Annotated in this window: 12 protein-coding genes; 1 reads left to right on the forward strand and 11 read right to left on the reverse strand. The window is 67.1% G+C overall.

What is annotated here, in order from left to right:
* Positions 1–28: 28 nt before the first annotated feature.
* The 6 genes from AC1KAT_RS14455 to ispD all read right to left on the reverse strand — a co-directional run bounded on the left by AC1KAT_RS14455 (position 29) and on the right by ispD (position 4,799).
* A complete protein-coding gene (locus tag AC1KAT_RS14455; RefSeq protein ID WP_480327128.1) occupies positions 29–817 on the reverse strand; it encodes a thioesterase family protein in 789 nt (262 codons plus the stop codon).
* A gap of 22 nt (positions 818–839) precedes the next feature.
* Positions 840–1,091 carry an acyl carrier protein gene (locus AC1KAT_RS14460; protein WP_480327130.1) on the reverse strand — a complete coding sequence of 84 codons (252 nt, stop codon included), beginning with the start codon at positions 1,089–1,091 and terminating at the stop codon, positions 840–842.
* Positions 1,088–2,842 carry a fatty acyl-AMP ligase gene (locus tag AC1KAT_RS14465; protein ID WP_480327132.1) on the reverse strand — a complete coding sequence of 585 codons (1,755 nt, stop codon included), beginning with the start codon at positions 2,840–2,842 and terminating at the stop codon, positions 1,088–1,090. Before AC1KAT_RS14465 ends, AC1KAT_RS14460 begins: the two co-directional genes overlap by 4 nt.
* Before the next feature lie 373 nt (positions 2,843–3,215).
* A complete protein-coding gene (locus AC1KAT_RS14470) occupies positions 3,216–3,479 on the reverse strand; it encodes a hypothetical protein (RefSeq protein ID WP_480327134.1) in 264 nt (87 codons plus the stop codon).
* Between the two features lie 127 nt (positions 3,480–3,606).
* A complete protein-coding gene (gene ispF, locus AC1KAT_RS14475) occupies positions 3,607–4,107 on the reverse strand; it encodes a 2-C-methyl-D-erythritol 2,4-cyclodiphosphate synthase (protein WP_480327136.1) in 501 nt (166 codons plus the stop codon).
* Positions 4,107–4,799 (reverse strand): 2-C-methyl-D-erythritol 4-phosphate cytidylyltransferase, encoded by a 693-nt coding sequence (gene ispD / locus AC1KAT_RS14480; RefSeq protein WP_480327138.1) that lies wholly within the window; start codon positions 4,797–4,799, stop codon positions 4,107–4,109. The genes ispF and ispD overlap by 1 nt, the downstream gene beginning before the upstream one ends.
* 107 nt (positions 4,800–4,906) lie before the next feature.
* On the opposite strand from ispD, the gene mfd reads away from it, so the two are divergent.
* Complete coding sequence (gene mfd / locus AC1KAT_RS14485) at positions 4,907–8,347, forward strand: transcription-repair coupling factor (protein WP_480327140.1); 3,441 nt, start codon at positions 4,907–4,909, stop codon at positions 8,345–8,347.
* Between the two features lie 33 nt (positions 8,348–8,380).
* Here the strand turns inward: mfd and arsB are convergent, their stop codons facing one another.
* From arsB to AC1KAT_RS14510, 5 genes are read right to left on the reverse strand one after another with little or no spacing between them, the layout of a single operon-like run.
* Entirely contained in the window at positions 8,381–9,406 is a 1,026-nt protein-coding gene (arsB, locus tag AC1KAT_RS14490) for an ACR3 family arsenite efflux transporter (RefSeq protein WP_480327765.1), read from the reverse strand.
* A gap of 5 nt (positions 9,407–9,411) precedes the next feature.
* The gene (locus AC1KAT_RS14495; RefSeq protein ID WP_480327142.1) at positions 9,412–9,906 is read right to left on the reverse strand and encodes an arsenate reductase ArsC; all 495 of its coding nucleotides are present in this window, start codon (positions 9,904–9,906) and stop codon (positions 9,412–9,414) included.
* Between the two features lie 35 nt (positions 9,907–9,941).
* A complete protein-coding gene (locus AC1KAT_RS14500; RefSeq protein WP_480327767.1) occupies positions 9,942–10,274 on the reverse strand; it encodes an ArsR/SmtB family transcription factor in 333 nt (110 codons plus the stop codon).
* Positions 10,275–10,285: 11 nt separating this feature from the next.
* A complete protein-coding gene (gene arsJ / locus AC1KAT_RS14505; protein ID WP_480327144.1) occupies positions 10,286–11,539 on the reverse strand; it encodes an organoarsenical effux MFS transporter ArsJ in 1,254 nt (417 codons plus the stop codon).
* Positions 11,540–11,573: 34 nt separating this feature from the next.
* Entirely contained in the window at positions 11,574–12,617 is a 1,044-nt protein-coding gene (locus tag AC1KAT_RS14510; RefSeq protein ID WP_480327146.1) for an ArsJ-associated glyceraldehyde-3-phosphate dehydrogenase, read from the reverse strand.
* Positions 12,618–12,622: the final 5 nt, after the last annotated feature.

Genomic DNA, 12,622 nt, shown 5'->3' on the forward strand with positions numbered 1-12,622 from the left:
CGCGGCCGGTGGACGGTCGGAAGGTGGCTCAGCGGCCGCGGAACTTGGCGATCTGGCGCGAGACGGCGACCAGCGCCCCCTGGCTGTCACGCAACTCACCGTCGATTTCGAGGTAACCCGACACGAGGTGGTGCGACCAGAAACGGCCGTGGATGTGCCCGGGGGCCGGCTGGGCCTTGAGGTGGACGCTGTAATCCACCGTGGGCACCGAACCCCATTGGCTCGGATCGACGGCGTTGAAGATCGGCGGCGGGAAGGCGTCGGCGTACAGCACCAGCGTCGAAAGCTGCGGCGCCGAGCCATCGGCGAGCGCGATCCAGCCCTCGATTTCAGCCGGCTGCGTCGGGCCCGGCCGACTCAGGATGCCGGGTTTGAAGCGCATGTCGAAGCGCTCGAAGAACGGGCCGGGGATCGCCGGCAGGCCCAGTTGGTGCCTCGGCACGCAGGCATCGAAGGGCACCGGCTGCGCCTCGGGCCCGAAGTTGTGCGTGAGCCCGGTGCTGCGCGCGAACTCGCTGAAGGTCGCCACGTAGAACGCCTTCTTCTCGTTGTCTTGCACGAGCGTCAAGGCCACGCGCGACATGCTCTTCTTCACGTCGAGCACTTCGATGTGCACATCGGCCGGCCCCGACGCCGGATGCCCGAGGAAGCTCGCGTTCAAGGTCAGCAGGTCGGGGTGCTCGACGGCGCCAGCCATCTGCTCGCTCGCCAGCTGGGCGAGGTAGCCGCCATTCGGGTACCCGAGCAGGTTGAAGTCGGTCGCAATGTCGATGCGGCGCTGTACCGACGTGGAGGAAGGTGTGGAAAAGGACGTCATCGCGGCGCTCCTGGCATCTTCGTCAAGGGGTGGTGACGAGGGCTTGCACGCGCTCGGCAAAGCCTTCGATGGTTCGCGCGTCGAAGATGAGCGTCGGGTCGATCTCGACCCCCAACTGCTCGCCCAGCGCGAAGACAAGCTCCATGCCCAGCGTCGAATCGACGCCGAGGTCGTGAAAGGTGTCGCGCGCGCTCAGGCCACCGGCCGGCAACGCGATGCCGGCCTCGACGAGAAAGCGCTCGATCCACCCCATGGCCTGCTCGGTGGTGTTCATGCCATCGCCTCCGCGGCCGCCGTGGCATCGACCAGGGGCAAGGGCTCCAGCTCACCGGAGAGCACCTGCTGCTTGCAGCTCACGCGGCAGAGCTTGCCGCTGGTGGTGCGCGGGATCGCCCCGTGGCGCACCAGCACCAGGTCGCGCACCGGCACGCCGTGCTGCGCATAAATCACCGACTTGATGGCCGAGGCGATGTCGTCGGCCAGCTCCCGCGGCATGCGGCGCATGAACTCGCGGTCAACTTCCTGGACGATCGTCAGCGTCTCGGCGCCGCCGACCCACTGGCTGAACGCCACGGTGCGCACACCTTCGATGGCCGGATGGCACCCCGCGACGGACTCTTCGATGTCTTGCGGGTAGTGGTTGCTGCCATTGAAGATCATCAGCTCTTTGATGCGGCCGGTGATGAACAGCTGGTCGCCCCACATGAAGCCCAGGTCGCCGGTGCGCAGGTAGTGCTCGGGGCCTTCACCCGCGATGCAGGCCTGGAAGGTGGCGCGCGTGGCTTCGTGCTGGCGCCAGTATCCCTGCGCGATGTGCGGCCCGTGGGCCCAGACCTCACCCACCTGCCCCTCGGCACACCCCTGCAGACGGGTCGGATCGACGATGCGCAGCTTCTGCCCCCGCACCGACTCGCCGCAGCTGATGACGGTGCGGTCGCCCCCCTTCTCGTGAATCGCATCGAGGGATTCGAGAGAGATATTCGGAGTGGCCGTTCGGGCGAATATGGGTTCCGAGCCAATTCCGCCCGCCGAGACCATCAACGTGGTTTCTGCCATGCCATAGCACGCACTGAATGACCGGGCGTCGAAGCCACAGCGTGAATACTCACGGGCAAACTTTGACACCACCTCGGATGAAATTGGCTCGGACCCGCAGTAGGTGATTCTTAGCGACGAGATGTCGAGCGCAGAGATATCTTTCGTGATTCGGTCAGAACAAATGGATCGGAAAGCAAAGTTTGGTCCGCCGGTGATCGTCGCCCGGTACTTCGAAACTGCCGCCATCCACCGCGAAGGCTTCTGGACGAACGCCATCGGCGGCATCAGAACGCAGGTCGCGCCGATGAACAGCGACTGCAGCACGGCGCCGATCAGCCCCATGTCGTGGAACATCGGCAGCCACGAGACGTAGACGTCCTCGCGGGTGGCGCGCCAGCGCGTGCGGATCATGTCTTCGTTGGCGATGAGGTTGCCGTGAGACACCATGACCCCTTTGGGCGCCCCGGTCGAGCCGGAGGTGTACTGCAGGAAGGCCAGGGTCTCGGGCCGGATCAACGCCGAGGTGTCTTCTGCCGCCCGCTCGCCCTGGCCCATGCACGCCGAGATCTCTTGCACGTCGACGTGAAAGATGCCGCGGACTGCCGGGTCTTCGGGGAAGAAGGTCATGAGCTTTTGCAGCGTCCCGCCCTCACTCACCATGGCGGCCGCTTCGCTGTCTGAAAAGATGCCCAGCACCTTGCGTGACGACTCGCGGTTCTGCGGAGGTTTCACCGGCACCGGCACCAGGCCGGCGTACAGGCAGCCGAGGAACGTGACCACGAAATCCATGCCGTCGGGCAAGGCCAGCAACACCCTGTCGCCTACCGAGAACCGGCCCTCAAGGTGCGCCGCGACCTGAAGCGCCGCGACCCGGAGCGCCCCGAAGCTCAGCGTGGAATGTTCGTTTTCCCCATCCTTCAGGAAAACGTATGCGGGCTTATACGCCTGTGATTCAGAAAACTCGCCTAGAACAGTCAGTATGTTCATTTTCGCAAATGAATAACCATCGGCCTAGCACCGATAGACCGATCAGTCTGGAATAACCTTGCGGGGATGGTGGTCAAGCAGAAATCTGCCGCGTGGCGGACGCTCGACAACCGCGAATCTTGAACGCCGCCGATGCTAACGACAGAAAATGACAAATCTCAAAAGAGGGCTTCACAAAATGTAGCCATCAGTTTCATCGGTTCTGCATCGCAGACCGGTCCGGCCCGAGGCGGCCGGAACAATCCCCCTCCGGGCCCCCTGCCGCACCGTCTGGTGCGCCCCAAAACAACAAAGGCCCTGCACGTGCATGCAGGGCCTTTTGAGGGGTGTTCGGTGGGTCGCAGGGTCACCGCAGCGACCGCTGCGGCACGACTCAATCCTTGTCGAACGCGGTCTCGTCGATGTGCGCGTCGATGGCGTGGCACACGACCGAAGGCGCACGGCCTTGCAGGTCGGGACCGGAGTCGAGGATGCGGGTGGACACCGGCCATTCCTTGCCGGCGCGTCGGATGAACCCGAGGATGGTGATGGCGCCGCGGTGATCCGGCCCTTCGGGGTAGACGGTGTAAGACACGCGGTAGCTGTAGGTGTGCCCATCGACCTTGTGGCGGTGGGTTCCTTCGACATGAACGGCCATGACGGACGGCTTCCTGCGAATGTTCAGACCGCGAGGGTAGCCGCTTCTGGCTTCGCCACGCATCGAGCGCGGTGAGCGGAATGCGAACAACGACACGGCGCGACTGCGTTCAAAGGCTCTCGGCCCTTCAGGCCTTCAGCAACAGGCACACGGCCCGCGCTTCGATCGACTCCCGCCGGCCGACCGGTCCGAGGTTTTCGGCGGTCTTCGCCTTCACGTTGACCTGGTCGACGGGAATGCCCATCGCCGTGGCCAGGCGCTGGCGCATGGCCGGTATGTGCGGCGCCATCTTCGGCAACTGAGCGACGATCGTGCTGTCCACGTTGCCAAGTTGCCAGCCGGCCAGGCGCACGCGGCGCGCGGTTTCAGCCAGCAGCGCCAGCGAGTCGGCGCCCTGGAACTGCGGGTCGGTGTCGGGGAAATGCTTGCCAATGTCTCCGAGCGCCGCCGCACCGAGCAAGGCATCGGTGATGGCGTGGCACAGCGCGTCGGCATCCGAATGCCCCAGCAGGCCGTGCGTGTGCGGGATCTCGACCCCGCCGAGGATGAGCTTGCGACCTTCGACCAGCGCGTGCGTGTCCCAGCCCTCGCCCACGCGCCACTTGGGCGCCAATCGCGGCATGTTCATCAGCGTGTCCTCAGCAGTCGTTCGGCGAGCGCGAAGTCGCCGGGGTAGGTGATCTTGAAGTTTTCCATCGACGCCGCCACGAGGCGGGGCGCATGGCCCAGCGCTTCGATGGCGCTGGCTTCGTCGGTGACCTGGTCGCCGGCGTGCTGCAAGGCGTCGCGCAACAGCCCGAGGCGAAACATCTGCGGCGTCTGCGCCTGCCATTTGCCCTGGCGCGGCACGGTGGCCGTCACGCGGCCTGCGCGCTCGTCTTTCAGGGTGTCCGCCACGGGCAGCGCCAGCAGGCCGCCCACGGGGTCGGACAGGCAGACGTCGATCAGTGCATCGACCCACTCGGGCCGCAGCAGGCAGCGCGCGGCGTCGTGCACCAGCACCCAGTCGTCGTCTTGTGCGCCTCGGTGCCGCAGTTCATCGAGCCCGTTCGTGACGGTGGCCGCGCGGGTGTCGCCACCGACGCGGGCCACCCAGCCGGCAAAGCCGGGCGCGTGCTGCTCGAAGGCGCGGTCGTCGGGGCCCAGCACCACGAGCGTTTGCGTCAGCCGCGTCACCTGCGACAGCGCGCGCAGCGTGTGGGCGACGAGGCTTTGCCCGGCCAGGGCTTCGTACTGCTTCGGCCCAGGCGCCCCCGAACGCGCACCGACGCCAGCACAGGGCACAAGGGCGTACAGCGACGGGGGATGTGGGTGCGTCATCGGGCGGCAAAAGGGTCGCGAATTCTATAATCGCGCCCTCTCATCGCCCCGCAGGATCTGCCTTCGGGGCGATTTGCTTTGGCACCTCGACTTGGGTCCGCGTCTTCATGCAAGTTCCCGCTCTCGCGCCTGGAAAGAAGTTCACCCTGCCCCGCCCCGTCGGCTCGTCCGACGCCCTGCTGCTGGCGAAGTTCGCGCAGGCGCAAGCGGCGCAGAAGCGGCTGACCGCCATCGTCACCGCCGAGCCGGCCGACACGCAGCGGCTCGAAGGCGAGCTGGCCTTCTTTGCGCCGGGCCTGCGCATCGCCGTCTTCCCCGACTGGGAAACGCTGCCCTACGACACCTTCTCTCCCCACCAAGACCTCATCTCTGAGCGGCTGGCGACGCTGTGGCGCGTGCAGCAGGGTGAGGTGGACGTGGTGCTGATGCCCGCCTCGACCGCGCTCGTCCGCCTGGCCCCGCCGAGCTTTCTGGCGGCCTACACCTTCCACTTCAAGCAGAAGACGCAGCTCAACGAAGCCGCGCTCAAGGCCCAGCTCACGCTGGCCGGCTACACGCACGTGAGCCAGGTCGTGTCGCCCGGTGAATACGCGGTGCGCGGCGGCCTGATCGACCTCTTTCCGATGGGCTCGGTGGTGCCCTACCGGGTGGACCTGTTCGGCGACGAGGTCGATTCGATCCGCACCTTCGACCCCGACTCGCAGCGCAGCCTGTACCCCGTGCCCGAAGTGCGCCTGCTGCCGGGGCGCGAGTTTCCGATGGACGAGGACGCGCGGGCCGCCTTCCGCGCGCGCTGGCGCGAAAAGATCGACGGCGACCCGACCAAGTCGCGCATCTACAAAGACATCGGCAGCGGCATCGCCACGGCCGGCATCGAGTACTACCTGCCGCTGTTCTTCGACCAGACGGCAACGGTGTTCGAGTACTTCACGACCAGCGCGGCCGTCGTCTTGCACGGCGAGACCGACGAAGCCCTGAAGCGCTTCTGGACCGACACGCGCGAGCGCCATCGCTTCTTGCAGCACGACAAAGAGCGGCCGATCCTGCCGCCCGAAGAGCTGTTCTTGAAGCCGGACGACTTCTTCACGCTGGCCGGCGCGCACCCCGTGCTGGCCGTGCGCGGGCAAGAGGCTGTCGAGTGGGCCCGCCCTCTGCCCGACCTGAGCGTGGACCGCGGTGCCCCCGAGCCGCTGCGCCGCCTGCAAGAGCACGTCACGCAAACGCCGCACCGCGTGCTGATCGTCGCCGAGAGCGACGGCCGCCGCGAAAGCCTGCTGGAACTGCTGCGCGACAACCGCATCGACCCACCCAGCGTGGCCAGCCTGGCCGAGTTCGAAGCCGGCGACGAGCGCTTCGCGATTGCCGTGGCGCCGATGGCCGAGGGCTTCTTCTGGCACGAGCCCGGTGAGCACAAGGCGATCCAGTTCGTCACCGAAACCGAACTCTTCGCCACCAGCCCCACCGCGCGCCGCCGCCGCAAGCAAGAGCAGGTCAGTGACGTCAACGCGCTGATCAAAGACCTGTCCGAGCTGAAGGTCGGCGACCCAGTCGTGCACAGCAACCACGGCATCGGCCGCTACGTGGGCCTGATGAACATCGACCTGGGCGACGGGCCATCCGAGTTCTTGCACCTCGAATACGCCGACAAGGCGACGCTGTACGTGCCGGTTGCGCAGCTGCACCTGATCAGCCGCTACACCGGCGTCAGCGCCGACGAAGCCCCGCTGCACAAGCTGGGCAGCGGCCAGTGGGACAAGGCCAAGCGCCGCGCCGCCGAACAGGTGCGCGACACCGCCGCCGAGCTGCTGAACCTGTACGCCCGCCGCGCCGCGCGCGAGGGCTATGCCTTCCGCTTCTCGCCGCACGACTACGAGGCCTTCGCCGCGAGCTTCGGCTTCGAAGAAACGCCCGACCAGAAAGCCGCGATCCACGCCGTCATCCAAGACATGATTTCGCCCAAGCCGATGGACCGGCTGGTCTGCGGCGACGTGGGCTTCGGCAAGACCGAGGTGGCCTTGCGTGCCGCCTTCGTCGCGGTAACGGGCGGCAAACAGGTGGCCATCCTCGCGCCCACCACGCTCCTGGCCGAGCAGCACTACCAGAACATTTCTGACCGCTTCGGCCGCTGGCCGGTGAAGGTGGCCGAGATGTCGCGCTTTCGCTCGGCCAAAGAGATCAAGGCCGCGATGGAAGGCATCGAAGACGGCACCATCGACATCGTCGTCGGCACGCACAAGCTCATCAGCGGCAGCGTGAAGTTCAAGCGCCTGGGGCTCTTGATCATCGACGAAGAACACCGCTTCGGCGTGCGCCACAAAGAGGCCATGAAGGCGCTGCGTGCCGAGGTCGATGTGCTCACGCTCACCGCCACGCCCATTCCGCGCACGCTGGGCATGGCGCTCGAAGGCCTGCGCGACTTGAGCGTCATCGCCACCGCGCCGCAGCGCCGCCTGGCCATCAAGACCTTTGTGCGCAGCGAAACGACCGGCACCATCCGCGAGGCCGTGTTGCGCGAGTTGAAGCGCGGCGGGCAGGTGTACTTCCTGCACAACGAGGTCGAGACCATCGAGAACCGGCGCGAAAAGCTGCAAGAGCTGATGCCCGAGGCGCGCATCGCCGTCGCCCACGGCCAGATGCCCGAGCGCCAGCTCGAACACGTGATGCGCGACTTCGTGGCCCAACGCTACAACGTGCTGCTGTGCTCGACCATCATCGAGACCGGCATCGACGTGCCCAGCGCCAACACCATCGTCATCAGCCGGGCCGACAAGTTCGGCCTCGCCCAGTTGCACCAGTTGCGTGGGCGTGTCGGCCGCTCGCACCACCAGGCCTATGCGTACCTGCTGGTGCCCGATGTCGAGGGTTTGACCAAGCAAGCCGCTCAGCGGCTCGATGCCATCCAGGCGATGGAAGAGCTGGGCAGCGGCTTCTACCTCGCCATGCACGACCTCGAGATTCGCGGCGCTGGCGAGGTGCTGGGCGAAAACCAGAGCGGCAACATGATGGAGGTCGGCTTCCAGCTGTACAACGACATGCTCAGCGAGGCCGTGCGCTCCCTGAAGGCCGGGCGCGAGCCCGACCTGCTGTCACCGCTGGCGGCCACGACCGAGATCAACCTGCACGCGCCCGCGCTGCTGCCCAACGACTATTGCGGCGACGTGCACACGCGCCTGAGCCTCTACAAGCGCCTGGCCACGGCCGACAAGCCCGAGCAGATCGACGCGATGCTGGAGGAGATCACCGACCGCTTCGGCAAGCTGCCGCCGCAGGGGCAGACGCTGTTCGACGTGCACCGCCTGCGCGTGCTGGCCAAGCCTTACGGCGTGCAGAAGATCGAGTCGGCGCCCAAGCTCACGATCATCAACTTCCGCCCCAACCCGCCGGTGGACCCGATGCGCATCATCGAACTGGTGCAGAAGAACAAGCACATCAAGCTGGCCGGCAACGACAAGCTGCGCATCGAGCGCGACGCAGTCGAGCCGACCGATCGGGCGCGTTTGATTCGTGACGTGCTGAAGCAGTTGGGGGCGCCGCTGGCGGTGGCTTGAAACCTGAGGGGCGGGGGTGGCCTCACCCTTCCCTCACCTCGCGTGCCTGGCCACCCCCGCCGCGCTGCGATTGACCAGCCACACCAGCGACAGCATCACCGGCACTTCGACCAGGACGCCGACCACCGTGGCCAGCGCCGCACCCGAGTTCAAGCCGAAGAGCGAGATCGCCACGGCCACAGCCAGTTCGAAGAAGTTCGACGTGCCGATCAGGCACGCCGGACCGGCGATCTCGTGCGGCAGGCGCAGCAACTTGGCGCCCACCCAGCCGATGGCAAAGATGCCGTAGCTCTGCAGCACCAACGGCACAGCGATCATCGCGATCACCAGGGGCTGCGCGACCAGCGTCTCGGCCTGAAAGCCGAACAGCAGCACCACCGTCGCAATGAGCCCGGCGATGGACCACGACTTGAGCCGCGCGACGAACGCGCCCACGGCCTGCGGTGATCGACGCTGCAGCAGGTGCCGCGTGGCCATGCCGGCCAGCAGCGGCAGCACCACGTAGAGCACGGTGGCGAGCAGCAATGTCTGCCAGGGCACGGTGATGTCGGTCACGCCGAGCAACAGGGCCGCAATCGGCGCGAAGGCGAACACCATCACCAGGTCGTTCACCGACACCTGCACCAGCGTGTAGTTCGCGTCGCCCTTCACGAGCTGGCTCCACACGAAGACCATCGCGGTGCACGGCGCCACGCCCAGCAAGATGAGCCCGGCGATGTATTCGCTGGCCGATTGCGCATCGACCCAGGGCGCGAACACGTGCTCGAAGAACAGCACGCCGAGTGCGGCCATCGTGAACGGCTTGATGAGCCAGTTGACGACCAGCGTGAGCGCCAGGCCGCCGGGCCGCCGACCGACGCCCTTCACGGCCGACCAGTCGATCTGGATCATCATCGGGTAGATCATCACCCAGATGAACACCGCGACGACCAGGTTCACGTGCGCGAACTCCATCGACGCCACGGCCTGAAAGGCGCCCGGCACGACGAGGCCGAGCCCCACGCCGGCGAGGATGCCCAGGCCCACCCAGACCGACAGGTAGCGCTCGAAGACGCCCAGCATGCTCAGCGCCCGCCGATGTCGTCGAGCCGGCGTTGCAGCGACATGCGATCGAGCGTGGCCATCGGCAAAGCCAGCATCAGCTCGATGCGGCGCTTGAGGATCGTGGCCGCATCCCAGTACGCCTGGGCGACCTGCTCGGGCGTGCCGGTGGCCGCCGACGGGTCGGCCACGCCCCAGTGCGCCGTCATTGGCTGGCCGGGCCACAGGGGGCACACCTCGCCGGCGGCCTGGTCGCACACGGTGAAGACGAAGTCCATCGCCGGGGCGCCGGGCTGGGCGAATTCCGACCAGTCTTTGCTGCGGTAACCCTCGGTGGGCAGGTGCAAGCGCGCGAGCGTCTGCAAGGCTTGGGGCTGCACGCGGCCGGCGGGGTGGCTGCCGGCCGAGTGCGCACGAAAGCGCCCTTCGCCCAGTCGGTTGAGCAGCGCCTCAGCCATGATCGAACGCGCCGAGTTGTGGGTGCAGATGAAGAGAACCTGGTAGGCCGGATCACTCATGGAAACCTCACGAAGACAAGATCAGGTGCGCGGCTTCAGCAGCTGTTGCAGTCGGTCGCCGCCGACGTGGCGGTGGTGCAGTCGGGCCCGCGGCAGCAATGTGCCGTGAGGTAGGCCACCAGGGCGTTCATGTGCACGATCTCGGGTCGGTAGATCAGGTTGCGGCCGTCGCGCTCTTGCAGCACGAGGCCGGCGTGCATCAACTCTTTGAGGTGGAACGACAGCGTCGATGAGGGCACGCCCAGCGTGGCCGACAGGCCGCTGGGCGTCATGCCCGAGGTGGCCGCGCCCACCAGCACGCGAAATATGCGCAGGCGCACGGGCTGGGCCAGCGCGGCCATCGCGGTGACGGCCGTTTTTTCGTCCATCGCAGGTTCGTTCATGGCTTGGCCTCCTTGAGATGGGGTTGTGACGTGCGCACCGGCAGTGCGAGGGTGACCAGCCAGCAGGCGACGAGCATCAGCGCCGAGCCGATCAGCGACCACGACAGGCCGCCCCACTGGTACAGCAGCCCCGACATCAGCGTGCCGAAGAAGCGGCCCAGCGCATTGGCCGCGTAATAGAAGCCCACGTCTTCGGCCGCCTTTTCGCTGCCCGCGTAGGCGAGCACCAGGTACGAGTGCACCGACGAGTTGACCGCGAAGGCGAAGCCGAACACCGCGAGCCCGGCGACGACGACCCATTCGAGGTGATCGACCTGTGCGATCACCAGGCCTGCCAGCGCGATGGGCACGAGCGCGAGTCCTGCCGACCACCAGCGCGCGGCGGGCACCTCGTGGCTCAGGCCGTCGTCGCTGCGGCGCACGAGCATCGGCGCCAGGGCCTGCACCGCGCCGTAGCCGATGGTCCACAGCGCCAGAAAGCCGCCGACCATGGTGAAGGTCCAGCCCGAGGCGTACAGAAACACCGGTACGCCGACCACGAACCACACGTCGCGCGCGCCGAACAGCGCCACGCGGGCGGCGGCCAGCAGGTTGATGCCCTGGTTCTTGGCAAACAGTTCCTTGGCCGACTTCGACGCCTTGCTCTTGCCCATCAACGGCGGCACGAAGGCCACCACGCCGACGAACACCAGCGCCAGCAGCCCTGCCATCACCCACAGCGAGGCCTGGAAGCCCAGCCCTTGCAGCAGCAGCCCACCGAGGAAGAAGCCGACGCCCTTCATCGCGTTCTTGCTGCCGGTGAAGAAAGCGACCCACTTGAAGAGCTGGCCCGAGGCCGTGCCGGCGGTCAGTTTGATGGCCGATTTGCTGGCGGTCTTGGTCAGGTCTTTGGCCACGCCGCAGATGCCTTGGGCGCCCACCACCCAGGCCACGCTCATCGCGGCCGTCCACGTGGGCGACAGGGCCGAGAGCAGCAAGAAACCCGTGATCTGCGTGGCCAGCCCCACGGCCAGCATGCGGGCGATGCCATAGCGCGTGGCGAGCCAGCCGCCGATCAGGTTGGCCAGCACGCCCGCCGCCTCGTACAGCAAGAACAGGAAGGCGAGCGTGAACGGCGAGTAGCCGAGTTGGTAGAAGTGCAGCAGCACCAGCATGCGCAAGGCGCCGTCGGTGAGCGTGAAGCCCCAGTAGGCCGTCGTGACGATGGCGTAGTGGCGCGCCCCTCGCCCGTCGGCTTGGGGGCGGCCCACCGCTCGGCCCGGTTGCGATGCGCCCTCATTCATCTCAGACACCCTGCCCGTGCATGTGGCAGGCCAGGTCCACCATGCGGCAGGCGTAGCCCATCTCGTTGTCGTACCAGGCGTAGACCTTCAGCAGCGTGCCGTCGGTGACCATCGTCGAAAGCGCATCGACGATGCTGCTGCGCGTGTCGCGTGCGTAATCGGCGCTGACCAGCGGCCGCGTCTCGTAGCCGAGGATGCCCGCCAACACTCCCTTCGCCGCCTGCTCGAACAAGCCGTTCACCTCGTCGGCCGTGGTCTCGCGCTTCAGTTCGAACACGCAGTCGGTCAGCGAGGCATTGAGCACCGGCGCCCGCACCGCGTGGCCGTTGAGCTTGCCTTCCAGCTCGGGGTAGATGAGCGCGATGGCCGTGGCGCTGCCGGTCGTGGTGGGCGCCAGGCTCAGCATCGCGCTGCGGGCACGGCGCAGGTCTTTGTGCGGCGCATCGACCACGAGGTTGGTGTTGGTCGGGTCGTGGATGGTGGTGATCTGCCCGTGGCGGATGCCGATCGCCTCGTGCACCACCTTCACCACCGGCGCGAGGCAGTTGGTCGTGCACGACGCGGCCGTCACGATGCGGTGCTGGGCGGGTTCGTACAGGCCATGGTTGACGCCGACGACGACGTTGAGCACGTCGCCCACCTTCACCGGCGCCGCGACGATCACGCGCTTGGCGCCCCGGTCGAGGTGGCCTCGCAGCGTCTCGGGGGTCAGGAACTTGCCTGTGCATTCGAGCACCAGGTCCACGCCCAGTTCGCCCCAGGGCACCTCGGCCGGCGTGGCGTGCGACGAGAACGAGAGCGTTTGCGCGCCGATGCGCACGGCGCTGTCGCCTTCGGCCGCGATGTCTTCGCGCCAGCGGCCCTGCACGCTGTCGAAGGCCAGCAGGTGCGCGGTGGCGGCTGCGCCGCCCTTGATCTCGTTGAGGTGGACGACGCTCAGCCGGTTGCCGGCTCGGGGGTCGTCGTTCGGGCGCTCGGCCGCGCCCAGGGCGGCGCGCAGCGCCAGGCGGCCGATGCGGCCCATTCCGTTGATGCCTACTCGCATGGTGC

This window comes from Piscinibacter sp. PDB5-1 (genome assembly GCF_056676035.1).